Origin of the sequence: Chryseobacterium nakagawai (assembly GCF_900637665.1) — a bacterium.
Classification (GTDB): domain Bacteria; phylum Bacteroidota; class Bacteroidia; order Flavobacteriales; family Weeksellaceae; genus Chryseobacterium; species Chryseobacterium nakagawai.
This window is the reverse complement of sequence record NZ_LR134386.1, coordinates 5,063,066-5,089,007: the sequence shown is the minus strand read 5'-3', so window position 1 is coordinate 5,089,007 and position 25,942 is coordinate 5,063,066. Positions and strand designations below refer to the sequence as shown.

The following is a 25,942-nucleotide window of genomic DNA, read 5'->3' as shown; positions in this document are numbered from 1 at the left end:
TTCATTTATAAATTTAAATGAAATAGCCATTGGATTGCCCTTTCTATAAAACATAAAAAAACAACAAATATCAACTAAAATGAAAAGCAAATTATTCACATTAACATTTTTATCTATCGGCTATCTCACATTAGCACAGGTTGGGATTGGTACAGAACAACCTCAGGCTACTCTTGATGTGGTGGGTTTTCCTTCGGATGCTAATAAACTTGATGGAGCTATTGCTCCAAGACTTACAGGAGTACAGCTGAAAGCTAAAAATTATACAGCTGCTCAAACCGGAGCAATAGTATATGTTACTTCTGCCGAAACAACTCCTACCGGGCAAACAGTAAATGTTATAACACCTGGTTATTATTATTTCGATGGAACAAGATGGGGGAATTTAAATGGAGACTGGCGTATTGTAGGTAACGGTGGTACAGTAGCAACTTCCTCAACGTTAGGAACAGATATTTCTACCGGGAATTATTTGGGAACAAGTGATGGACAGAATCTTGTATTGGGGACTCAAAAAAATGTAAAAGCAATATTGGACGTAAACGGAACATTGCAAGGTGGCAATTCCAACGATGCCACGGGCTCCTATGCCGCTTTTTCCTGGGGTTCAAATAATACAACCAATTCGACCTCTTCTAATGTTGCTATCGGAAGAAATAATACGGCTACTGCAATCAATGCTAATTTTCCAGCTGTAGCTATTGGTGCTAATAACTTGGCAACCAGTGGTGCGAAGATTATTGGGAATTCTAATACAGCATCAGGAGCTAATCATTTTGTGTTTGGAAATTCAAATACAGTGAGTGGTGCGACAGGGCTTACACTTGGAAATTTGCATAATAACAAAGGTGGAATTGCCATAGGTAGCGGAAATACAGTGGATACCAATAGTATTGCCATGGGCTCTGCAAGTTCGGCTGTTGGGGGAAAAGCATTTGTAATAGGATTTTCCGGAACTGCTAATTCAGGACAAACCGTATTTACAAACGGAACGCAGGTCTTTTTTAATGAGAATAACGCTGCAACTACTAATGTAGGAATCAATATGATTCCCAGTTCAGTAAACTTTGCAGATCTGGAAGTAAGTAAAGCAATACAAATTAAAGCGAATGCAAGACCAACGTGTGATGCTTCTAATGCAGGAACTATTATATATGAAGTATCATTATCTGTAGGGAGTTTTGTGGGTTGTAAGCAAACCGGTACCAGTGCTTTTGCATGGCAGACCCTTTAATAGAAAATACAAACTTTATAAAACAATAAAAAATGACCAAAAAATTATTAGAGAAACTGGCTGCAATGCTTATGACATTGATGATGTCTGCAGTGGTATTTGCGCAGCAAGGGTATGAACCTATCCGTGGAATGGGGGTGGAGGCAAAACCGGTAAACAATTCCGGGATTTGCTTGGCGTGTTATAACGGAAGTATGAATCCAGTGGTGGATGCCAGTCTGGATAACAGTGTGAATATGGGAAACTTCGCTTCTTTAGTAAGTGGAAATGGAATTTCTGTAAAGAATAACAATACTACTTATCCGGCAGGATATATTACCGGATTTAATGTGGATCTTGGAACAAGTTTTATTACGATTGATCTTTTAAGCTCTTTAAGAATCAGTACGTATAAAAATGGCGTTCTTCAGGAAACGACTACCAGCAGTACACTTTTATCAGTACCAGCATTCGGGGGTAGTAAAAACAGAATATTCTTACATTTTAAGACCACTAAGGAGTTTAATGAAGTTAGATTGTACCAAACCAATGTTCTTTCTGTATTCAGTGCCATGAATGTGTACTATGCATTTGCATTTGATCCTTCCAGGGTACCGGTAGATAACAATGGAATTTGTGATGATATCATTGCAGGAAGTGGTGTGGATGGTAACGTGTCCGGAAGCAGTAGTCTCCTTGCTCCGCTTTCTTATGTTCAGAATAAAGAAAATATTGGAGACGGAAATAAAAACTCTTTTGGGAAAATAGTTCTTCCTATAGGATTATTAGGATCCTATTCAGTAGGAGTTTTAGATAAAAATCAGGTCTATCCGTCAGGAAACAGAACCGGATTTGTAATTGAACCAGATGACCAAGGTAAACTGTTAAGTGCTGAATTTTTAAAGAATATTACAATTGAAACTTATCTATTCGGGCAGCTCCAGGACTCTAAACAGCTTTCCGATGGTGGCGGATTAATTAATATTAAAGTTCTTGGATATGGTTCAGGGAAACAAAAAATAACTTTAACAACCACTAAACCCTTCAATGAAGTAAGATTGAAGATTACGCAGACGGTAGGATTTAATCTGGGAGCACTTAAAGTGTATTATGCTTTTGAAGAGCCGGTATCTTGTGAATGTGATGATAAAATTCAGACCAGCGGTTCAGCAGTACCTGGAAATTTAGTAACAGGATCAAGCTGGACATCAGGGCCTGGATTCCTTGGTCTTATTTTAGCTAAAATGACAAATCCGGAAGCAATTGTAGATAACAATCCGTCCAATTATGCAACGGCAACGGTTCCGGCTGCCTCTATTTTCAGTATTTTCTCCGCATTTGCTACCGTAAGCAGTAATAGTATGCTTCCTGCTAATACGATGGCCGGGTTTACTGTGGAAAAAGCAGGAAATATTCTTGGGGTAAGCGTTCTTGAAAATATTAGCGTAACATTGTATAATGGAAACTCTGTAACAGACACTTTTACCAGCTCAGGAAGTCTTATCAGCGGAAATTTCTTTACAACAAACTCCAATAAATTTTATGTAGGTGGGAAGGCTACGAAACCTTTTAACAGAATGAAGATTACCTTCAATAGTGGTACTGCTGTTCGTATTCCTCAGAACTATTATATTTATAATGCATTTGCTAGTAAAGATGATGATAATGATGGGGTTCCGAATTGTTTTGATCGCTGCCCTGGGGGAGATGACAGTATTGATGATAATGGTAACGGTATTCCGGATTGTGCAGAAGGATGTACAGTGGTGAATGATAAATCGCCAACACTGGACACGGATGGAGACGGAATTGTAGATGCGTGTGATTTTGATTCTGATAATGATGGTATTCCAGATTCTATGGAAGACTTTGATAAAAACGGAAAATTTGAAGACGATGACTTGGAGGGAGATATCTTAATTACTCCTATATTGGGAGATGCTATTCCAAATTACCGTGATCTGGATTCAGATAACGATGGAATTCTAGATCTTTTTGAATCAGGGATTCCAACCTCAGTAATTAACCAGATTGATACAGATCATAATGGTATTATTGATAGTGGTGTGGCTGTAGGGAAAAATGGGTTAGCAGATATCTTGGAAACTTATCCTGATTCCGGAGTTTTAAAATATCCAATTAAAAATACGGATGGAGATAATTTGCCTGATTTCCTTGATATTACATCTAACGGTTCAGACTTTGATCTGTATCAGATAGGAAAAGGTAATTTTGATACATTGGGTGGAGGATTTATCTCTACAATTAATGATAGTGATAAAGATGGTATTCAGGCTGTAGTAGATACAGATCTGGTAAAAAGAGGAGCACCAAATTCTCCACTTTCACCGTATGCTTCATTGTTGAAAAATGCGTTGACAACTTCGGCAAAAATGAAAGGAACTTCTGAAATATCACAAGTAGCTAATGATGTGAAGATCTATCCTAACCCTGTGAAAGCTGGAGAAAGCCTTATAATTACTGCTACAGAAGAAGGAGTTTACACTTTGTTCTCTGCAGAAGGGAAAATGGTGAAGTCTGATAAATTTTCTGTACGTTCAGGTATTGATACCTCTGCGTTGCCTACAGGAATTTATATCATTAACATAGAAACTAAATCAACGGTAAAATCTTATAAAGTGATTGTAAAATAGCTATAAGAAAACTTAGTGTTAAAGAAGGGTTGCTCAGAGATGGGCAACCTTTTGTTTTTTAATGACCTCAAAATGAGATAGATTATTTGTAATTGTGGATAACTTTTTGTATCTTTGCCCCTCTTTTGGCGCGAAAAATTGTTTGTAAATTTATAAAATACTGAAAATCAACTCTTTCATTGTGTGAAGCATGAAAGGGATTTCGTGTTTATAGATATTGCGGTAATGCTGCCTCAAAAGTAAGAAAAATATTTTGCATTACGCTGTGAAAAGATATACCAGTGTTGCAGTTAGGATTAGATTTTAAGAATAAAGAACAAAGAATAAAGACGATTTCTAATAGCGCCAAACATTTGAAGTCTTTTATCTTTTCTCTCTTTTCTTCTTTCTACCCTGATATTTTTAAATGAATCAAAATATTTTTTAACCCTTTCTTAAAAGTTTTATGAGTAAAACAAAATCAACAACTCAAGGAAATCCGAGAATTAATTTCTCATCAGCGAAAGGAAAAATTGTTACTCCAGACTTCTTGGACATCCAAATCGAGTCTTTCAGAGAATTTTTCCAGCTTGATACACTTCCTGAAGCCAGAAAGACAGAAGCTCTTTACAAGACTTTCCAAGAGAATTTCCCAATTACGGATTCAAGAAACCAATTCGTATTAGAATTCTTAGACTATCTGGTAGATTCTCCACGTTATTCAATCGATGAGTGTGTGGAAAGAGGACTTACTTATTCAGTTCCTCTAAAAGCAAGACTTAAATTGTACTGTACTGACCCGGAACACGAAGATTTCCAAACAGTGGTTCAGGATGTATATTTAGGTCCGGTTCCTTATATGACGCCTAGTGGATCTTTCATCATCAATGGTGCAGAAAGAGTTATCGTTACGCAGCTTCACCGTTCACCTGGTGTATTCTTCGGACAAACTTACCACGCGAATGGAACCAAACTTTACTATTCAAGAATTATCCCTTTCAAAGGATCTTGGATGGAATTTACAACAGATATAAACAGTGTAATGTACGCTTATATCGACCGTAAGAAAAAGTTACCATTAACAACTTTATTAAGAGCTATCGGTTACGAGTCTGATAAGGATATCCTTCAGATTTTCGATCTTGCTGAAGAAGTGAAAGTTTCTAAGGCTGCCCTTAAAAAAGTGGAAGGGAGAACATTGGCTGCGAGAGTATTGAACACTTGGTTCGAAGACTTCGTAGACGAAGATACAGGTGAGGTGGTTTCTATCGAAAGAAACGAAATCATCTTAGATAGAGAGACAATCCTTGAAAAAGAACACTTAGATCTTATCTTGGATGCTGGTGTGAAATCAATCTTGATTCACAAAGAAAACAGCAATGAATTCTCTATCATTCAGAATACATTACAAAAAGACCCTACGAACTCTGAAAAAGAAGCAGTAGAATATATCTATCGTCAGTTAAGAAACGCAGATCCACCAGATGAGGAAACTGCAAGAGGAATCATTGAAAAATTATTCTTCTCTGAGCAGAGATACTCTTTAGGTGAAGTAGGACGTTACAGATTGAATAAAAAATTAAGTCTAAACATCCCAACTACCACTGAAGTTCTTACAAAAGAAGATATCATTGCCATTGTAAGACACTTAATTGAGCTAGTAAACTCAAAAACTGATGTTGATGATATTGACCACTTATCCAACAGAAGAATTAAAACTGTTGGTGAGCAATTAGCAGGACAGTTCGGAGTAGGTCTTTCAAGAATTGCTAGAACAATCAAGGAGAGAATGAACGTTAGAGATAACGAGATCTTTACTCCACTTGATCTTGTTAATGCTAAGACGTTAACATCTGTAATTAACTCGTTCTTCGGTACCAACCAGCTATCTCAGTTCATGGACCAAACCAACCCTCTATCAGAGATCACTCACAAGAGAAGATTATCTGCACTAGGGCCTGGTGGTTTATCAAGAGAAAGAGCAGGTTTCGAGGTTCGTGACGTTCACCATACTCACTACGGAAGAATTTGTCCGATTGAAACTCCGGAAGGACCAAACATCGGTTTGATTTCATCTTTAGGTATTTATGCGAAAATCAACAGACTAGGTTTCATCGAAACTCCGTATAGAAAAGTAGAAGGTGGTAAGATTGAGCTTAATGCAGATCCTATCTATCTAAATGCAGAAGATGAAGAAGATAAAGTAATTGCTCAGGCAAACGTTGAATTGAGTGATAATGGAGACTTCTTAACAGATAGAATTATTGCAAGATTAGATGGTGACTACCCGGTAGTTGAACCTGCTCAGGTTAATCTTATTGATGTTGCACCAAACCAGATTTCTGGTATTTCCGCTTCACTTATTCCATTCTTGGAGCATGATGATGCGAACCGTGCATTGATGGGATCTAACATGATGCGTCAGGCCGTTCCTCTATTGAAGCCACAGGCTCCAGTTGTTGGTACAGGGCTTGAGCAACAAGTTGCAAGAGATTCAAGAATCTTAATTAACGCTGAAGGTACTGGTACTGTAGAGTATGTAGATGCTGACAGAATCGTTATTAAATATGACAGAAGCGAAGATGAAGATTTAGTACAATTCGAGTCTGCTACTAAAACATATAAGCTTACTAAGTTTAGAAAAACTAACCAGAGTACAACAATTACCCTAAGACCAAACGTAAGAGTAGGTGATGTAGTGGAAAAAGGACAAGTACTTTGCGATGGTTATGCTACTGAAAAAGGAGAATTAGCTCTTGGTAGAAACTTAGTAGTAGCGTTCATGCCTTGGAAAGGGTACAACTTCGAGGATGCAATTGTAATCAACGAGAAAGTGGTTCGTGAAGACTGGTTTACTTCAATCCATGTGGATGAATATTCACTGGAAGTTCGTGATACTAAATTAGGTATGGAAGAGCTTACAGCAGATATTCCAAACGTATCTGAAGAAGCTACTAAAGATCTTGACGAGAACGGTATGATCAGAATCGGTGCTGAGGTGAAGCCTGGAGATATCATGATTGGTAAAATTACTCCAAAAGGTGAATCTGACCCGACTCCTGAAGAAAAACTTCTTAGAGCGATCTTTGGTGATAAAGCTGGTGATGTAAAAGATGCATCATTAAAAGCTGACTCTTCATTAAGAGGAGTGGTTATCAACAAGAAATTGTTCTCTAGAAACATTAAAGACAAAAAGAAAAGAACTGAAGAAAAACTTAAACTTGAAGAGATTGAAAACACTTACAAGGCTAAGTTTGACGAGTTGAGAAACACTTTAATTGAAAAATTAAATACACTGGTAAGCGGTAAAACTTCTCAAGGGGTACAAAATGACCTTGATGAAGAGATCATCGGTAAAGGGGTGAAGTTTACTCATAAGTTATTAACTTCAGTTGAAGATTATGTAAACGTTAGCGGTTCAGATTGGACAGTAGACGCTGATAAGAATGAATTGATCAAACAGTTGATTCACAATTACAAAATCAAATATAACGACATCCAGGGAGTTAAAAACCGTGAGAAATTTGCAATTTCAATCGGAGATGAGCTTCCAGCAGGTATCATGAAGTTGGCTAAAGTTTACATCGCTAAGAAACGTAAACTGAATGTAGGGGATAAGATGGCAGGACGTCACGGTAACAAAGGTATCGTATCAAGAATCGTTCGTGAAGAAGATATGCCATTCCTAGAAGACGGAACACCGGTAGATATCGTATTGAATCCACTAGGGGTACCTTCTCGTATGAACATCGGACAAATTTATGAAACAGTTCTTGGATGGGCTGGTCAGAAATTGGGTATGAAGTTCGCTACACCAATCTTCGATGGAGCAACTCTTGAGCAGATTACTGAGTATACTGAAAAAGCAGGTCTTCCTAAATTCGGACACACTCACCTTTATGATGGAGGTACCGGAGAAAGGTTTACACAGGCAGCTACAGTGGGTGTTATCTACATGCTGAAACTAGGACACATGGTTGATGATAAGATGCACGCACGTTCTATTGGTCCTTACTCATTGATTACTCAGCAGCCGTTAGGAGGTAAAGCTCAGTTCGGTGGTCAGAGATTTGGAGAGATGGAGGTTTGGGCACTTGAAGCATTCGGTGCATCTAACATCTTGAGAGAGATCTTGACAGTGAAGTCGGATGACGTGATTGGTAGAGCAAAAACTTATGAAGCAATTGCTAAGGGTGAATCTATGCCTGAACCAGGTATTCCAGAATCATTCAACGTATTACTTCACGAGTTACAAGGTCTTGGATTAGACGTAAGATTAGAGGAGTAAGATATCAGATGTCAGACACAAGATGTCAGACTATGACACTCTAAGAATTTTATAATCCTTGAATTTGGAATGATGATTTCGTCTGAAATCTGAAATCTGAAATCTAAAATCTAAAAAAAATTATGTCAAATAAAAATAAATCAAGTAGATTTAATAAAATAACCATCGGTTTAGCTTCACCGGAGTCTATTTTACAAGACTCAAGAGGGGAGGTTTTAAAGCCGGAAACTATTAACTACAGAACTCACAAACCAGAAAGAGACGGGCTATTCTGTGAGAAAATCTTTGGTCCTGTAAAGGATTACGAATGTGCTTGTGGTAAATACAAGAGAATTCGTTACAAAGGGATCGTTTGCGACCGTTGTGGTGTAGAAGTTACCGAGAAAAAAGTAAGAAGAGAAAGAATCGGACACATTGGTTTGGTTGTTCCTATTGCTCACATCTGGTACTTCCGTTCATTACCTAATAAAATCGGATACCTTTTAGGAATTCCTTCTAAGAAATTAGACATGATCATCTACTACGAAAGATATGTAGTGATTCAACAAGGTATTGCTAAGAAATTAGACGGTTCTGATTTTGAAAATATGGAGTTCTTAACAGAAGAAGAGTACCTTGATATCATGGAAACTCTTCCTGTAGAAAACCAGTATCTTGATGATTCTGATCCAAACAAATTCATCGCTAAAATGGGTGCTGAAGCTGTTGAGGAATTATTAAAAAGAATCGATCTTGATGCATTATCTTTCGACTTGAGACATAAAGCTCACAATGAAGGTTCTAAGCAAAGAAGAACTGAAGCTCTGAAAAGATTGAACGTTGTAGAAGCATTAAGAGGTGCTAATACAAGAATGATCAACAGACCGGAGTGGATGATTATGCGTGTACTTCCTGTTATTCCACCAGAATTAAGACCATTAGTTCCATTGGATGGAGGACGTTTTGCAACTTCTGACTTAAATGACCTTTATAGAAGAGTTATCATCAGAAATAACCGTTTAAAGAGATTATTGGAGATCAAAGCTCCTGAAGTAATCTTGAGAAACGAGAAGCGTATGCTTCAGGAATCAGTAGATTCATTATTTGATAATACAAGAAAATCTTCTGCAGTAAAATCTGAATCAAACAGACCATTGAAATCACTTTCTGATTCATTGAAAGGTAAGCAAGGTCGTTTCCGTCAGAACTTACTAGGGAAAAGGGTTGACTACTCTGCGCGTTCTGTAATTGTTGTAGGTCCAAACTTACAGCTTCATGAATGTGGTATTCCTAAAGATATGGCAGCTGAGCTTTACAAACCGTTTATCATTAGAAAACTAATTGAGAGAGGGATTGTAAAAACAGTAAAATCTGCAAAGAGAATTATTGATAGAAAAGAACCAGTAGTTTATGATATCCTTGAAAACGTGATGAAAGGTCACCCTGTTTTATTGAACAGAGCACCTACTCTTCACAGACTGGGTATTCAGGCTTTCCAACCTAAGATGATCGAAGGTAAGGCAATCCAACTACACCCGTTAGTAACAACAGCATTCAACGCCGATTTCGATGGTGACCAGATGGCGGTACACTTACCGTTAGGACCAGAAGCAATCCTTGAAGCTCAGTTATTGATGTTAGGTTCTCAAAACATTTTGAACCCTGCAAACGGTTCTCCAATTACAGTACCATCTCAGGACATGGTTCTTGGTCTTTATTTCATGACTAAAGAATTAAGCTCTACAGAAGATATGAAAGTAAAAGGAGAGGGTCTTGCATTCTATTCTCCTGAAGAAGCAGAAATTGCTTATGCAGAAGGTAGAGTTTCATTAAATGCTAAAGTAAGATGTAAACTACCAGTTAAAGAAAACGGTGAAATCGTTATAAGATTAATCGAAACTTCTGTAGGTAGAATCTTATTTAACCAGATTGTCCCTAAACAAGTAGGATATATCAATGAACTTCTTACTAAGAAATCATTAAGAAACGTTATCGGTAAGATCCTTGCAGATACGGATTTCCCTACAACAGTGAAATTCTTGGATGCAATGAAAGACTTAGGGTATTCAAACGCATTCAAAGGAGGTCTTTCGTTCTCACTTGGAGATATTGTAGTTCCTGTTGAGAAAAAGCAGATGATTGCTACTTCAATTGAAACGGTAGACGAAATTAGAGCCAACTATAACATGGGTCTAATTACAGATACAGAACGTTATAACCAGGTAATTGACGTTTGGACAAATACCAACGCTGGATTAACTGAAATGATCATGAGCAGAATGAAAGTTGACCAAGGTGGATTCAATTCTGTATACATGATGCTTGACTCTGGAGCGAGGGGTTCTAAAGAACAGATTCGTCAGTTATCAGGGATGAGAGGTTTGATGGCAAAACCGCAAAAAGCCGGTTCTACCGGAGCGGAGATCATCGAAAACCCGATCCTTGCTAACTTTAAGGAAGGTCTTTCGATTCTAGAGTACTTTATCTCTACCCACGGTGCTCGTAAGGGTCTTGCGGATACCGCACTTAAGACAGCCGATGCTGGTTACCTAACGAGAAGATTAGTAGACGTTGCTCAGGACGTTATCGTTACAGAAGACGACTGTGGAACACTAAGAGGTACAGAAGTTACTGCACTTAAGAAAAATGATGAGATCGTTGAAAGAATCTCTGAAAGAATCTTAGGTAGAGTATCTCTTCATAATATTTATGACCCTGAATCTGATGAACTTATTGCAAGTGCAGACCAGGTGATCATCGAAGAATTGGCGAAGAAAATCGAAGAGGCTGGATTAGAAGCTGTTGAGGTTCGTTCACCATTAACTTGTGAAGCTAAGAAAGGAATCTGTGCAAAATGCTACGGTAGAAACTTAGCAACAGGTAAAGTAATCCACATGGGTGAAGCGGTAGGTGTAATTGCAGCACAGTCAATTGGGGAACCAGGTACTCAGCTTACGTTGAGAACTTTCCACCAAGGGGGTACTGCAGGAAACGTATCAGAAAACCCATCTATTGTTGCAAGAAGAGATGGTATCGTAGAAATGGATGAAGTAAGAACAATTACTTCTGAAGATGAAAACGGTAATACAGCTGAGGTTGTAGTTTCTCGTTCAACAGAATTCAGATTAGTTGCTGATAATGAGTCAAAAACTCCATTAATGGTAGCTAACGTACCTTACGGATCTATATTATCTGTTAAACCAGGTGATAAAGTGAAGAAAGGTGATATGATCTGTAGATGGGATCCGTATAACGCGGTTATCATTGCTGAAACTTCAGGTAAGGTAGAATACGAGGATATTATCCAAGGTATTTCATTCCAACTTGAAATTGATGAACAAACAGGATTTGAAGAGAAAGTAATCTCTGAATCAAGAAATAAGAAAGCCGTACCTACCTTGAAGGTGGTAGACTCTAAAGGAGTTGAGCAAAAAGCATACAACTTACCGGTAGGAGCCCACTTGATGGTAAACGATGGTGAAAAGATTAAGGCTGGTAAAGTCTTAATTAAGATCCCAAGAAAATCTGCGAAAGCGGGGGATATCACCGGAGGTCTTCCGAGAGTTACCGAATTATTCGAAGCAAGAAACCCTTCAAACCCAGCGGTTGTTACTGAAATTGACGGGGTAGTTTCTTACGGAAAAATTAAGAGAGGTAACCGTGAATTGATCGTTGAGGCTAAAACTGGAGAAAGAAAAATTTACTTAGTTAAATTATCTAACCAGATCTTAGTACAGGAGAATGACTTCGTTAGAGCTGGTTCGCCACTTTCTGATGGTTCAATTACTCCAGACGATATCTTAAGAATTAAAGGCCCAACAGCTGTTCAAGAATACTTAGTAAATGAGATTCAGGAAGTTTACCGTCTACAAGGGGTAAAAATCGACGACAAGCACTTCGAAATCATCGTAAGACAGATGATGACAAAAGTATCTATCGTGGATGGAGGTGATACTCAATTCCTAGAAGGAGCTCTTGAGCACAAGTATGACTTCTTGGAAGAAAATAACAGAGTATTCGGTCTTAAAGTAGTCGTTGATGCTGGTGATTCTAAAGAATTCAAGCCAGGTCAGATGATTACTGCAAGAGAATTAAGAGACGAGAACTCTAAGTTGAGACGTGAAGATCAAAGTTTGGTAGAAGTAAGAGAAGCTCTTCCTGCTACAGCAACTCCTGTATTACAAGGTATTACAAGAGCAGCTCTTCAGACTAAGTCATTCATGTCTGCAGCATCATTCCAGGAAACAACTAAAGTTCTTAACGAGGCAGCAGTTGCTGGTAAAGTTGACGCTCTTGGTGGTCTTAAAGAAAATGTAATTGTAGGACACAGAATTCCTGCAGGTACAGGTCTTAAAGAGTATCAGAATGTTATCGTAGGTTCTAAGAAAGAATTCGAAGACCTTAACTAAAATTAATGATTTGAAATTTGGGGTTTGAAATTATTTTTATATTTTCACAATCTCAAATTTCGAATTTTAAAAACATAATTTATAACAATGGACAACAATCAAAATCCACAAGACGGAAACATCAACATCGAATTAAACGAAATGGTAGCTGCTGGTATCTATGCTAACTTAGCTTTAGTAAACCACTCTCCATCTGAATTTGTAGTAGACTTTATTCAGTTGATGCCAGGTGTTCAGCAAGCTAAAGTAAGATCAAGAGTAATTCTTGCTCCACTTCACGCTAAAAGAGTATTAAGCGCTCTTCAACAGAACATCGCTAACTACGAGCAGCAGTTTGGAGAAATCAAAGAAGTTGAGCCTTTCGTATTAGGAGGAAACAACGTACAAGCTTAAGATTTTTCTTACAATAAAATAAGAATGCCCTGGTTTTATCAGGGCATTTTTTATGGGCGAAACTCTGCAATAAATAAATGAAGATTAAATTTGTTTAATTGTTAATTTTATTTAATAAAATAAAAATATATGATAACGATATTGCATTTTTATATCTTTGTTTTAGAAAAAGCAGAAAATATAAGATATGATTGATAACTCATTCGCTGTAAGCAAATTTGGGTTTTTAGGTGCGGATTTTTTATCTGAACTACAAAAGCATGCTGTTATAATGGATATAAAAGCAAAAACTGAAATCATAAGAGAAGGGCAAAAAAATAAATTTGTACCTTTTTTAATAAAAGGCTCTATCAGAGTTTTTACCCTTAATGATGGAAGAGAATTAATCTATTATTATATTAAACCAAAAGATAGCTGTCTTATGACCTTTTCTTCCATTCTGACAGATTATATCAGCAGAGTGTATGCCGTTGCAGAAGAAGACTCAGAAGCTGTTTTGATTCCCGTTTCCATCATGCATGAATGGCTGATCAAATTTCCGGAAATCAATAAATTGTTTTATCATGAATATGACCGAAGATTTTCAGAAGTTATGAATATGGTTAACGATGCTGTTTTTCATAGACTGGATAAAAGAGTTCTGAATTATATCAAACAACAAATTTCATCCACAGGAAACAATCCTATTAAGATCACACATCGTGAAATTGCAAACAGCTTAGGAACTTCCAGAGAAGTGGTGAGCAGAGTTTTGAAAAAAATTGAAAGCGAAGGTGAAATTGTTCAGACTAAAGAGGGGATAAAAGTGTCTGTAAATGAAAGTGTTAGATTTGACTAATATTTATTGTTTGGAAAGTTTACCTTCATAATTGATAAAAACAATTTCTTTGGTGACTTTTATCACCTATTTTTGAATTGAGAACTCAATAAGTTTGTCATAGCAATAATTAATCAAAATTGTATATGACAAAAACTCTCTTATTTTTGTCCGTATTTGCTTCAGGTCTTGTCTTTGCACAAGAAGATCTGCTGAAAGATATTGACACGGTAAAAACCAACACAGAAACCTCACAACCTGCCTTTAAAGCCCTTCAGATTGTTACAGGACAATCTACAAAACTGGCTGCCAAAAAAGAATGGTACATCATCGTAGCCCATAGATTTGGAGATATAAGTGCAGGATTTAAAGATTTTTTCGGTCTGGATCATGCCTCAACCAAATTAGGGGTTATCTATGGTATTTCAGATGCTGTATCTATAAGCCTTTCCAGAGAAACGAATTTGAAAACGTTTGAAGGAGCAGTGAAATACAGACTGGTAAAACAAAATGAGAACTTTCCTGTAGATATTGTGGGCTACAATGTAATGGCTGCCAATACAGAGCTAAATAAAGATACTTATCCGCACCTTAGATTCAGCGATAGGCTTTCTTATCTTACTCAGGCACTTATCTCAAGAAGATTCAGTGATAAGCTTTCCTTACAGCTTACCCCTTCCTTTGTACATAAAAACTTGTATGAACCTACCATTGAAAATAAAAACCAGTTTTTGACAGGTTTGGGAGGACGTTATAAAATTTCAAAAAGAGTTTCTCTGAATGCAGAATACTTTGTGAATTTTGATGATCACAGCTTTTATAAAAATCCTTTATCATTAGGGGTAGATATAGAAACAGGAGGACATATTTTCCAGCTTTTACTGACAAATTCCCAGATAAATTCAGATATCGGATATCTTACCAATGCTACAGGAGCATGGGGAAAAGGACATATTTTCTTCGGGTTTAATCTTTATAGAGTTTTTTAATATGAAAAAGCTAACATCCTTATTGATATTATTATCTGTAATCATACTTACGGCTTGTGACAGCAGAACTTATGAAGAGATTTCTGATAATACACCAATCACTGCACCAGTAAAATATATAGCAGATGTAAAACCCATTGTAGATAACAGCTGTGTAAGTTGCCACTCTGCAGGAAGTTTCAAACCTCTCGTTACCTATGATCAGGTAAAAAATAACATAAACGGAATTCTGGACCGTATCCAAAGACCTAACGGTGATCCTGGGAAAATGCCACAAGGAGGATCATTATCTGCAGCCCAGATCAATATTTTCATCAAGTGGAAAGCTGACGGATTAAATGAAAATTAAAAAAAATGATATGAAAAAACTAACACTATTGAGCATTTTCCTGCTTTTTGCTGGATATGTTTCAGCCCAGAAATACAGCTCCAAAACTGGTAAACTAACATTTGAAGCATCAGTGCCTCTTTTTGATGATATCTATGCCCAGGATGATACTAATATGATTATTCTTAATGCTGATACCGGAGAAATGGCATCTGTTTCTGTCGTTAAAAATTTCCATTTTAAAACAAAATTAATGGAAGAACATTTTAATGAGAGTTATGCTGAGTCTGCCAAATATCCTAAAACAACATTTAAAGGAAAAATCGTAGGCTTTGACAAGTCAAAGTTAACAACCAGCCCACAGAAATATACCGTTCAGGGAACCTTAAATTTCCATGGAGTAGATAAAGCCATAACCTCTGCCGCTTCAATGTATACAAAGGATGGTAAAATTTATATGCAAGGAAGCTTTGTGGCAAAACCAGCAGATTATAAAGTAACCATACCTAAGATGGTTACTAAAAAAATTGCTGAAAATGTAAATGTTGAATATACCTATACACTGATAAAATGAGAAGCCTGATTATAACAATAAGTCTATTTCTGGGATCTTTATTGTTGGCCCAGGAAAAGGCAAAATCAATATTTGATATTGCCAGAAGCGGAACCGTAGCGGAAGTAAAAGACCTAATGAAACAGAATCCTGATGTCATCAATCAAACCAATGAAAATGGTTTTTCCCCTCTTATTCTGGCTTGCTACAGAGGAAATGTAGAAGTGGCTGAATTTTTAATACACCATGTAAAGGATGTAAACTATAAAAGCAAAGAGGGAACAGCCCTGGCAGGTCTTTCCGTAAAATACAATAGAAAGCTGACTGAAGATTTACTGAAGAAAAATGCTGATCCTAATATTGCAGATGATACAGGTTCCACACCTTTATTTTGGGCTGTAAAATTTGGAAATAAAGAATTAATTGAACTGTTACTTAAATATAAGGCTGATAAATCAATAAAAGATTCAATGGGAATGACTCCTTTTGAATATGCCTTACAAACGCATAAAGAAGAAATTATTAACATCTTAAAAAAATGACGCATGAAAAAAACTTTACTTACACTAGGATTGCTCATAGCGAATTTTACATGGGCACAGTTTTCGTCAGGAACGGTAACCCTTCCGGTTACGGCTATGACGGTGAAATTAGATACAAGCCCCACGGAGGTAACCCTTACGTTAACCGGGGATAGTAATTCCATGCTTGGAATCGGGTTTGGAACTGTAGGGATGGCTTCAGGATCTGATGGATTTATCTATAATGCTTCTGCTAACAGAGATTATACATTTATAGGGAAGACGACACCTAACGCAGATTCCAGTCAGGATTGGACGGAAACCTCAAATACAGTTTCCGGAAGTACAAGAACTATTGTAGCAACAAGAAGTCTTTCCGGGGGAGCCGGTGATTTTGCCATTGCGAATGCGGCAGGAACAATCAATATCTTTTATGCACGTAAAACCGGTAATACTTTAGGATATCATGATGTAGGAAGAGACTATGCGACTTTAACAATGATTTCCAGTACCTTATCAACAAATGAAATTGCTGCTGCTGAAAAAAATAAAGCTTTTATTTATCCCAATCCAGCCAAGACAACTGTGAATTTCAGAAATGTTGACACGATAAGCTCTCTTGAGATCTATGATACAACAGGGAGAAAAGTGAAATCTGTAAAACCAGATGGAGAAAATATAAGCGTTGAAGATCTTAAACCGGGAATTTATTATTTTGAAATCAAACTGAAAGACGGAACCCTGTCCTACGAAAAGTTAATCAAAGAATAAAAAAACACATCCAAATATTTTTAATAATACCTCTGATTTTTCGGAGGTATTGTTTTTTATTATTGGAGTGGACTTGTTGGCTTTATCCAGAGGTTTCTTGCTTGATTTTTTATATATTTGTGTAGTAAGGCCTCTTCATGAAAGTTACTTTTGAAAAATACAACCCATTCTGGAAAAATCAGTTTAAATCCATTAAAAACGAATTGGAAGAAAGTATAGGCTTTTTAAATCCAGAAATAGAACACATCGGGAGTACCTCTGTAGAGGGGTTATCAGCAAAACCCATTATAGACATTATGATTGGAGTGAAGGACGAATTAGAACTTGATAAGGTTCCGCCATCATTGCAAGGGAAAGATTACGTCTATTATCAAAAGTACAACGAAGATATGCCTTATCGCCGATTTTTTATTAAGCTGACAGATAAACCTCAGAACTTAGGATTTCCGGAAATTATTTATTTAGAAGATGAAATTCCCGAAGAACTTCATAATCATAACTTGCGGATAGCTCATATCCATACCATCCCTATTTCATCAGAACATTGGCTTCGTCATATTGCATTTCGTGATTATCTTCGTACCCATCCCGAAGTAAGAGAGGAATATCAGCAATTAAAAGGGCAACTCAGCACAATGGATTGGTTTGATGGTAATGATTATAATAAAGGAAAAGATCCGTTTATCAAAAGAGAAGAGAAAAATGCTGTTCAATGGTATTTAAATAATCAGAAACTTTAATACTTTACCCAATGAGAAAAGACTTAAAGGAGATAGCCAGCCAGTTTGCAAAATCAAAAATGCTGAATGATTTTATAGAATATGGTGGGGTTGCTGCTGCTATAGAAACCACAGATGGAAATGTATATACTGGAATCAGTATTGATACCGCATGTTCTATGGGGTTTTGTGCTGAACATAGTGCTGTAGCGGAAATGTTGAAGAATGGAGAATATCATATCAAAGCAGTAGTAGCAGTGGGAAATGATGGCAATGCTGTTCCTCCTTGTGGACGTTGCAGAGAGTTGATGAGTCAGTTGTCCAAAGAAAATCTCAATGCTGTAATAGAAGTTAAAAATGGAGTTTTTGTAACCTTGAAAGAATTAATGCCGTACGACTGGAAGGAAGATCTTGGCCGAGAATGGTAAGATAAATAAATTAAAAAATAAAGATGTATGGAGTTTAAAACGTTAGCCCATGTAAATGTAGAAGAGATTTTAGCCGTATTTAATCATTCTTTTTCTGATTATATTGTTCCCTTTTATCTTACGAAAGAAATGCTTATCTCAAAAATAGCTGCTGAAAAATTAAATTTGAATATTTCCGTAGGTGCTTTTGAAGATGGAAAATTAATAAGCTTCATTCTTCAGTCTGAAAAATTGGAAGAGGGACAGAAAATTATTTATAATGGTGGGACAGGAGTTGTTCCAGAAAGTAGAGGAAAAGGGCTGGTAAGAAAAATGTATGATTTTATCATTCCTGTTTTAAAAGAAAGACAAGCTAATGTATTGCTGCTTGAAGTGATTGAAGGAAATACAGGCGCGATTAGAGCTTATGAAAATCTAGGTTTTACAGTAGTTAGAAAATTGCTTTGTTTTAAAGGAAATATCAACTCTGGGATTGGAAATTCTAAGATATCAATAAAAGAGATGAGCACCTTTTCGTGGGAAAACCTCTGTTCCTTCTGGGATATTGAACCTTCCTGGCAGGGATCTGTTTATGTATTGAATCCTATGCCAAATACTTATAAAGCTTTGGGAGCCTATTCAGGTGAAAATCTGGTAGGGTACATCATTTACAATCCTGCCGCAAGAAGAGTGCTTCAGGTGGCGGTGCATAAAAATTATAGAAAACAAGGGATAGGTTCCAGGCTTTTTACAGCTATTGCTGATGGACAGCCAATCGCGATCAATAATGTAGAGGATACCTCCAAAGAAGCAGAAGCATTCCTTGATCAAAAAATAGGCCTTCAAAACTGGTTATCACAATTTGAAATGAAACGGAGTATTTAACCAACGTTTCCATTGACATTAAAAATAAAAGGTTTTAATATACTTTTAACCTCTTAAACTTTTCAGGGAGCAGTAGAGAGTGTAACTTTGCCGAAAATTTTAAAATAATGAAGCGAGGAATACATTTTTTACTGCTGTTTTTTTCCTTAACTGTTTTTGCCCAACAGGGAGTTATTGATACAGCACAGGTAGTGATACCAGGTCGTCAGAATAGTATTGAAGCCCAGTCAAAACCATATGTTATCATGATCTCTACAGATGGTTTCCGATATGATTATGCGAAAAAATACAATGCTGAAAACCTCCTGAAACTTTCTGAAAATGGAGTGAAAGCAAAAGCTATGATTCCTAGTTACCCAAGTATCACTTTTCCTAATCATTGGAGCCTTATCACCGGACTCTATCCTTCTCATCACGGTTTGATTGATAACTTTTTCTATGATTACAAGAGAAAGGAGCCTTATGCAATGAGTAATAAAAAAAATGCAGAAGATGGAAGCTGGTACGGAGGTACTCCTCTTTGGGGATTAGCCGAAAAACAGAGAATGGTATCAGCATCCTTAATGTGGGTAGGATCTGCCAGTGATGCCGGAGGAATAAGACCTACTTATTACTATCCTTACCATGAAAAATTTACTCCATCAGAAAAAGTAGAAAAAGTGGTGAACTGGCTAAAGCTGCCGGAAGATAAAAGACCCCATTTCATTTCATTATATTTCCCGGAAGTGGATGGAAGCGGGCATCACTTTGGTCCGGATACTAAAGAAACAGAAACAGCTGTTCATCTGATTGATAAAGCGATTGGAGATCTTGTTCAGAAAGTCAGTGATTTAGGGTTGAAAGATGTCAATTTTATTTTTGTTTCCGACCATGGTATGATTAAGGTTGATGGTGGAGCTCCATTGGAAATTCCGGCTCTTCTTTTTGATAAAGACAGATTTGATTTTTACAATTCTCAGACGCTTTTAAGAGTATATGTTAAAAATCCGGATGAGGTGAAATCTGTTTATAAAGAATTAAAGGCTCAAAAAACAGATGACTATGAAGTATATTTGGATAAAAAACTACCAAAATATCTGCACTTCGCGACAAGAGATGATCAATACAACAGAATAGGACAGATTCTTCTCCTTCCAAAAGCACCAAAAATATTTCTGGAAAAAGGAAAGAAAACTTCCGTAGGGAAACATGGATACAATCCAAGAACAGTTCCTGAAATGAAGGCAACCTTCTACGCATGGGGACCGGAATTCAAAAATAATCTGGAAATCGGTGAATTTGCTAATATCAATGTTTATCCTTTGGTTGCTGAAGTTTTAGGATTGAAAGTGAATCAGCCGATCGATGGAAAACTGAAGGTTTTAGGAAAAATATTAAAAGAAAAAAAGTAAATTAAGTTTAATAGAATTGCAATACAAAAGTGTATTGCAATTTTTTTATGAATTTTTAAAACAATATCGGCGCACCTTTGGTGCGCCGATACTCGTTAATTTTATTTCAGCTTTAAAAGAAGAAGTTTAAAAAACAAAATTATTGTTAGAATTTACTAGCAAATTCCTTTGCAAAATCCTCCAACTTAATATTTCCTGTAATGGGAGACCCATGATCTATAAAATCTTTCTGTACAACACCTGTTCTTATCCCTCTTCCCATTTCAACATATAAATTAGCCATATCTTGCGGAAGCCCGGCTTGCAGCATTCCGTTTAAAGAATCGTCATCAGTAAATTCTACCCATGGAAGTTCAGGCTTACTGATAGATGCTCCCAAAACATTAGCGAAATCAGATGCTTTTCTTACGTCACTTACAATATATCTAATCTTGTTAGAATGATCGTCTTTTACTAATTCTTCGGCAGCTGCCTGGGCAATATCATTAGGATGTACAACCGGTATTTCAATATTGGCTGGGTAATTTCCTCCTATGATTCCTGCATTTTGAATTAAAGGAATATCATTGGAAAAATTATTATAAAAATACCCGGCTCTTAAAAAAGTAAAAGAGATATTCTCTACTTCATTATATAATTTTTCAATATTGTGAAGACCTGCAATGGGACCGTTTTCTACTGGAGATTCGGCGCCTACACTACTTAGCATTACCGCTCTTTTTATATTGGCGTTTTTTAAGGCTTCAGCATAATTTTTTCCCACATTGGTTGTGTTTTCTACAATCTTATCTGGGCTGATAGCGGGAGGTGTCATTACAAAAACGGCATCCGCTCCTTCGAATGTTTGAGTTAAAAATTGAACGTTTGTAATAGACCCTATGGCTGGCGTTGCTCCCAGAGATTCAATTTCCTGTTTTCTAGCGTCACTACTACTTACTATTGTAATATTGTGCCCTTCAGCAATTAATTGTTGTGCTAATGGTTTTGCTACATTTCCTAATGATCCTGTGATTATAATTTTCATATGTAAATATTTTTTTATTTCCTGAGACAAAGTTATATTTGTACTTACTTTTATACAAGTACTTACCCTAAAGTATGTAACTATGACAGCAATCAAAGAAAGTTCAACGATCCAGGAGAACAAAAAAACAGTGCAGGATTGTCCTGTAATGTATGTCATGGAAAGAATTGGTGGATTTTGGAAACCCATTATCCTTTTTAATCTTTCTACAGGAGAAAAAAGATACAGTGAATTAAAAAAAGCAATTCCTGCAGTAACAGAAAAAATGCTGATTCAGCATCTGAAACAACTGGAAGCAGATGGCCTTATTATAAGAACGGCTAAACCTGTAGTACCTCCTCATGTAACCTATAAATTGAGTGATGCCGGCAATGAATTGGCTCCTGTTATAGATGCAATGGCAGCATGGGCTTTTCAGGATATGGAAAGAAATGATAACAAATGTACTGAAGCAAATAGGTATATGATTGATAAAAATCAGAATGACTTTAGTAAAAACCTGAAAAAATAATAAAAGAGGTTCTTCAATCCGAAGAACCTCTTTTATTATATTCTATAGAAGAAATTATAAAGATTGCATATCAATAACGAAACGATATCTCACATCACTTTTCAGCATTCTTTCATACGCTTCATTAATCTCCTGCATTTTAATCATTTCAATTTCTGAAACAATATTGTGTTCTCCACAGAAATCCAGTAATTCCTGGGTTTCGGCAATACCACCGATCACTGATCCTGCTACTGATTTTCTTCCCAGGATCATAGGAACAGTATTCAAAATAGGTTCCAGACCTCCTAAATACCCTACAAGAACATGAGTTCCGCTGATATTTAAAGTGGTCACATAAGGATTTACATCATGTACATAAGGAACGGTGTCAATAATCACATCAAATTTTCCTTTCACTGACTTCATTTGCTCTTCATCTGTAGAAATGATAACATGATCGGCTCCTAATTGCTTAGCATCTTCAGTTTTTCCAGGAGTTCTTGAGAATAAAGTCACTTCAGCGCCTAGGCCTTTCGCAAGTTTAATGGCCATATGTCCCAATCCGCCTAAACCTACAACGGCTACTTTAGAATTCGGACCTACATTCCAGTGTCTTAAAGGTGACCATGTTGTAATTCCTGCGCAAAGAAGTGGAGCTACAGCAGCAGGATCAAGATTTTCAGGCACTTTCAGTACGTGATGAGAATCTACTACTACCTTTTGAGAATATCCACCAAAAGTATGGCCTCCCGAATGTTTATCCTTTCCATTGTACGTTCCGGTAAATCCATTCTCACAATATTGTTCAAGATCATGCTGACAGCTATTACAATGTCCACAAGAGTCTACAATACATCCTACCCCTGCAAGATCGCCTACTTTAAATTTGGAAACCTCACTTCCTACTTTTGTAATTCTTCCCACTATTTCATGCCCGGGAACCGCAGGGTAGATGGTACCACCCCAATCGTTTCTTGCTGTATGAAGATCAGAATGACATACTCCACAATATAGAATTTCAATTTCTACATCTTTGGAAGTAATTTCTCTTCTTTCAATATTCATTTCTTTCAGATCTGCTGTGGTAGACTCTGCCCCAAAAGCTTTTACTGTAAATGTGCTCATTTGATTATTTATTTTATTTGGATTAATACGTTGATGTTATAAATTATTATACTCCTCATCCGTTACAGGGTTCAGCCACTTCACGATACCGTCCTGAGTGTTGGTATTGACGGCGATGTGAGTGAATTCACTGTCCGGAGTTGCTCCATGCCAGTGAATCACATTCGGAAGAATATTTACAATATCTCCGGGATGTAATACCTGTGCAGATTTTCCCTTCTCCTGATAAAACCCCGTTCCTGAAGTTACAATTAAAATTTGTCCACCTCCATGAGAATGCCAGTTATTTCTGCATCCGGGTTCAAAAATTACATTTCCGATCTGACAGTTCAGCTGATCTTCGTTAGGTTTCAGAATTTGAACCCAGGCAGTTCCTCCTGAAAAGTAATCCGACGGAGCTTTTTCTCCCTTCGGAAAGATGGTTGTATTGAAAGTTTCCATAACGGTACAAAAGTCGAAACTTTCAGAGAAATATTACTTATACGGATTACCGAATTACTTACCAATTTTACAGACATCCTATCTGTTATGTCAGAAATTGGTAATTTTGAATGGTAAAAAATATATTTCATGGAAAATCAGGAGGTTGAAATCTATAATACGGTCTCAGAATACAATAAAATGGCCCATCACGAAACATTGCATCCGTTGGTGAGCGTGATTGATTTTTCCAAATCAGATCCCATCTGTCAATACAGAAGGAAATTTGGTTTTTTTACTGTTTTCCTGAAAGATGTAATGTGTGGAGATATGCAATATGGAAAACATAGTTATGATTATCAGGAAGGGACATTAGTTTTCATTGCACCAGGCCAGACGTATGGGATTTATAATAAAGATAAATCTGTTCAACCGGCAGGTTTTGCGTTGATTTTCCATCCCGATCTTTTAAAAGGAACTCATCTTGGAAAAAATATAAAAGATTATAATTTCTTTTCCTATGACGTACATGAAGCGTTACATCTTTCTGAAAAAGAAAGAGAGATTATCCTGGATTGTTTTAAAAATATAAAACATGAACTTGAACAATCCATTGATAAACACAGCAAGTCATTAATTGTAAATAATATTGAATTGTTTTTAAATTACTGTATGCGTTTCTATGACCGCCAGTTTATTACCAGAGATCATATTAATCAAGGAGTCATTGGAAAGTTTGAGAATCTTGTTGATGATTATTTAAAATCTGATAATCCTAAAAATATAGGTTTTCCCATGGTGAATTACTTTGCAGAAAAGTTGAATCTTTCCGCTAATTACTTTGGAGACCTTATCAAAAAAGAATTGGGAATTTCCCCACAGGAATTAATCCACAATAAACTGATAGATATTGCTAAAGAGCAAATTTTGGATCAGGGAAAATCAATCAGTGAAATTTCCTATGATCTAGGCTTTAAATATCCACAGCATTTTACAAGGTTATTCAAAGCAAAGGTTGGGATTTCCCCAAGTGAATATAAAATCCTAAATTGAGTTTAAGCACAATTATCACAAGTCTTTTTTCGTGCTTAATTAATCATATAAATTTTCTTTTTTCGAAAAACAAAGTTATCTTTAAAGGTAGAAGTTTTACCAATCACCATGAAATCACAGCATCAAGAAACTCATGTGTTCAATACCCGCTTTGGGATTATTACAGGATTGAAGAAAGATGGAATAATAAAAGCTAAAAGTATTCGTTACGCCTATTCCAAAAGGTTTCAAAAACCTGTTCCTCTTAAACATTTTATCTATGATAACAGGCTTGAGGATAAAATTCCGGTTTGTCCACAAAAATTGAGTCCCCTTGTAGAAAAAATGATTGGCAGGACCCCTGTTGAAGAATTTGTGCCTGAAGAATCTACTCAATATCTTTCTGTAAACCGTCCCGGAAATATCTTGGAAAATGAAAAACTTCCTGTAGTTGTTTGGATTCACGGGGGCTCTCACGAGATTGGTTGTGGTGATCTGCCCACTGCTGATCCTGCAGAATGGGTAAAAGAACAACATATCATTGTGGTTACGGTCTCTTATCGATTGGGACTCTTTGGTTTTTTAGGGGGTGATGAAAAAAGACCACCTAATTTAGGCTTGTTAGATATGATCGAAGCATTGAAATGGATCAAAATTAATATTACAGATTTTGGAGGAGATCCGGAAAATGTTACCCTGCTTGGTCAGTCTTCAGGAGGAGATGCCATTGCTCATCTGATGATATCAAAAGGAGCTGCTCATTTGTTTCATAGGGTAATTATTCAGAGTGCACCTTTAGGGTTACGTCATAATAGAAAGAAAATGTCTGCTGAATTTTTGAAGAAAACAGAAGATATTAAAGATGAAGTGGATGTGTATAAGATGATGGATGATTATGGGAAATTAGTTCCGTCTATTATGAAATATGGATTGAAAGCTGCTATGCCTTTTGGAGTCCAATATGGATTTCCTCCTTTATGTAATGAAGAAGAATCTATTGAACAATGGAGTGAAAATGCTAAAAGATATGATGTACTTATTGGCTTCAATAATGATGAAACTGCATTTTATCTCAAAACTTCAGAAGCTTTAAATAAATACTTTGGAAAAGGGTTGGGGCTAAAAATTATGGATAAAACTGTTGAAAAAACAACAGACATTATCTATGGAGCTCCAGCCAGGCAATTTGCAGAAAACTATGCAAAAGGAGGAGGTAATATTTATTTTTTTAAGATCCATTCCAACCTAAAAGAGAATGTTATTGGAGCCCCCCATTGTATTGACCTTCCTCTAATTTTCGGTAACGAATCTGCCTGGAAATCCTCTGAACTGCTAAAAGATATTCCCTGGGAACGTATTCAAAAGCACGGAAGAAAATTAAGAGCGCTGTGGGCTGAATTTGCAAGAAACGGAACAATATCAGACTCATCAGAACGTCCAGAAATTTTAGAACTCAGAAAAATTCAGGTTCTGCAGAATGATACAAACTAAAATTTCAATAATTTTAGTTTGTACATTATTATTTAATAATTAGGTAGATGAAATTGTGATG

21 protein-coding genes are annotated in these 25,942 nt (G+C 36.6%); 18 read left to right on the top strand and 3 right to left on the bottom strand.

Annotated features, from left to right (window positions below; translation table 11 throughout):
- Positions 1 to 79: 79 nt before the first annotated feature.
- The 15 genes from EL260_RS22880 to EL260_RS22810 all read left to right on the top strand — a co-directional run bounded on the left by EL260_RS22880 (position 80) and on the right by EL260_RS22810 (position 20,296).
- A complete protein-coding gene (locus tag EL260_RS22880; RefSeq protein WP_123857797.1) occupies positions 80 to 1,234 on the top strand; it encodes a hypothetical protein in 1,155 nt (384 codons plus the stop codon).
- Positions 1,235 to 1,266: 32 nt separating this feature from the next.
- The gene (locus tag EL260_RS22875; RefSeq protein ID WP_123857796.1) at positions 1,267 to 3,867 is read left to right on the top strand and encodes a T9SS type A sorting domain-containing protein; all 2,601 of its coding nucleotides are present in this window, start codon (positions 1,267 to 1,269) and stop codon (positions 3,865 to 3,867) included.
- Between the two features lie 445 nt (positions 3,868 to 4,312).
- On the top strand, positions 4,313 to 8,134 hold the full coding sequence (gene rpoB / locus EL260_RS22870) for a DNA-directed RNA polymerase subunit beta (RefSeq protein WP_123857795.1): 3,822 nt from the start codon (positions 4,313 to 4,315) through the stop codon (positions 8,132 to 8,134).
- Between the two features lie 122 nt (positions 8,135 to 8,256).
- On the top strand, positions 8,257 to 12,522 hold the full coding sequence (gene rpoC, locus EL260_RS22865; RefSeq protein WP_123857794.1) for a DNA-directed RNA polymerase subunit beta': 4,266 nt from the start codon (positions 8,257 to 8,259) through the stop codon (positions 12,520 to 12,522).
- A gap of 87 nt (positions 12,523 to 12,609) precedes the next feature.
- The gene (locus EL260_RS22860) at positions 12,610 to 12,915 is read left to right on the top strand and encodes a DUF3467 domain-containing protein (protein ID WP_027375539.1); all 306 of its coding nucleotides are present in this window, start codon (positions 12,610 to 12,612) and stop codon (positions 12,913 to 12,915) included.
- Positions 12,916 to 13,102: 187 nt separating this feature from the next.
- Positions 13,103 to 13,753 carry a Crp/Fnr family transcriptional regulator gene (locus tag EL260_RS22855; protein ID WP_123857793.1) on the top strand — a complete coding sequence of 217 codons (651 nt, stop codon included), beginning with the start codon at positions 13,103 to 13,105 and terminating at the stop codon, positions 13,751 to 13,753.
- A gap of 125 nt (positions 13,754 to 13,878) precedes the next feature.
- The gene (locus EL260_RS22850) at positions 13,879 to 14,721 is read left to right on the top strand and encodes a DUF5777 family beta-barrel protein (RefSeq protein ID WP_123857792.1); all 843 of its coding nucleotides are present in this window, start codon (positions 13,879 to 13,881) and stop codon (positions 14,719 to 14,721) included.
- Between the two features lies 1 nt (position 14,722).
- Positions 14,723 to 15,070: a hypothetical protein gene (locus EL260_RS22845; RefSeq protein WP_123857791.1), complete on the top strand. Its 348-nt coding sequence runs from the start codon at positions 14,723 to 14,725 to the stop codon at positions 15,068 to 15,070.
- 10 nt (positions 15,071 to 15,080) lie between these two features.
- Positions 15,081 to 15,623, top strand: coding sequence for a YceI family protein (locus tag EL260_RS22840; protein ID WP_123857790.1), 543 nt, complete (start codon positions 15,081 to 15,083; stop codon positions 15,621 to 15,623).
- Complete coding sequence (locus tag EL260_RS22835; protein ID WP_123857789.1) at positions 15,620 to 16,144, top strand: ankyrin repeat domain-containing protein; 525 nt, start codon at positions 15,620 to 15,622, stop codon at positions 16,142 to 16,144. The genes EL260_RS22840 and EL260_RS22835 overlap by 4 nt, the downstream gene beginning before the upstream one ends.
- Before the next feature lie 3 nt (positions 16,145 to 16,147).
- Positions 16,148 to 16,894, top strand: a complete 747-nt coding sequence (locus tag EL260_RS22830) for a T9SS type A sorting domain-containing protein (protein ID WP_123857788.1) — start codon at positions 16,148 to 16,150, stop codon at positions 16,892 to 16,894.
- A 137-nt stretch (positions 16,895 to 17,031) separates the two neighbouring features.
- A complete protein-coding gene (locus tag EL260_RS22825; RefSeq protein WP_123857787.1) occupies positions 17,032 to 17,634 on the top strand; it encodes a GrpB family protein in 603 nt (200 codons plus the stop codon).
- An 11-nt stretch (positions 17,635 to 17,645) separates the two neighbouring features.
- Entirely contained in the window at positions 17,646 to 18,041 is a 396-nt protein-coding gene (locus tag EL260_RS22820) for a cytidine deaminase family protein (protein ID WP_123857786.1), read from the top strand.
- 27 nt (positions 18,042 to 18,068) lie between these two features.
- Positions 18,069 to 18,905, top strand: a complete 837-nt coding sequence (locus tag EL260_RS22815) for a GNAT family N-acetyltransferase (protein ID WP_123857785.1) — start codon at positions 18,069 to 18,071, stop codon at positions 18,903 to 18,905.
- Positions 18,906 to 19,012: 107 nt separating this feature from the next.
- The gene (locus EL260_RS22810) at positions 19,013 to 20,296 is read left to right on the top strand and encodes an alkaline phosphatase family protein (RefSeq protein ID WP_123857784.1); all 1,284 of its coding nucleotides are present in this window, start codon (positions 19,013 to 19,015) and stop codon (positions 20,294 to 20,296) included.
- A gap of 145 nt (positions 20,297 to 20,441) precedes the next feature.
- Here EL260_RS22810 and EL260_RS22805 read toward each other — a convergent pair whose 3' ends face one another.
- Positions 20,442 to 21,320 (bottom strand): NAD(P)H-binding protein, encoded by an 879-nt coding sequence (locus tag EL260_RS22805; RefSeq protein WP_123857783.1) that lies wholly within the window; start codon positions 21,318 to 21,320, stop codon positions 20,442 to 20,444.
- 82 nt (positions 21,321 to 21,402) lie between these two features.
- Between EL260_RS22805 and EL260_RS22800 the strand changes: the two genes are divergently transcribed.
- Positions 21,403 to 21,831: a winged helix-turn-helix transcriptional regulator gene (locus EL260_RS22800; RefSeq protein ID WP_123857782.1), complete on the top strand. Its 429-nt coding sequence runs from the start codon at positions 21,403 to 21,405 to the stop codon at positions 21,829 to 21,831.
- A gap of 54 nt (positions 21,832 to 21,885) precedes the next feature.
- On the opposite strand, the gene EL260_RS22795 is transcribed toward EL260_RS22800, so the two are convergent.
- Both EL260_RS22795 and EL260_RS22790 read right to left on the bottom strand, forming a co-directional pair.
- The gene (locus EL260_RS22795) at positions 21,886 to 22,938 is read right to left on the bottom strand and encodes an NAD(P)-dependent alcohol dehydrogenase (protein ID WP_123857781.1); all 1,053 of its coding nucleotides are present in this window, start codon (positions 22,936 to 22,938) and stop codon (positions 21,886 to 21,888) included.
- A 36-nt stretch (positions 22,939 to 22,974) separates the two neighbouring features.
- Positions 22,975 to 23,379, bottom strand: coding sequence for a cupin domain-containing protein (locus EL260_RS22790; protein ID WP_123857780.1), 405 nt, complete (start codon positions 23,377 to 23,379; stop codon positions 22,975 to 22,977).
- A 129-nt stretch (positions 23,380 to 23,508) separates the two neighbouring features.
- Between EL260_RS22790 and EL260_RS22785 the strand changes: the two genes are divergently transcribed.
- Together EL260_RS22785 and EL260_RS22780 are read left to right on the top strand one after the other, a co-directional pair.
- Entirely contained in the window at positions 23,509 to 24,411 is a 903-nt protein-coding gene (locus EL260_RS22785) for a helix-turn-helix domain-containing protein (protein WP_123857779.1), read from the top strand.
- Between the two features lie 108 nt (positions 24,412 to 24,519).
- Complete coding sequence (locus EL260_RS22780; RefSeq protein ID WP_123857778.1) at positions 24,520 to 25,881, top strand: carboxylesterase family protein; 1,362 nt, start codon at positions 24,520 to 24,522, stop codon at positions 25,879 to 25,881.
- The last annotated feature ends 61 nt before the right edge of the window (positions 25,882 to 25,942 follow it).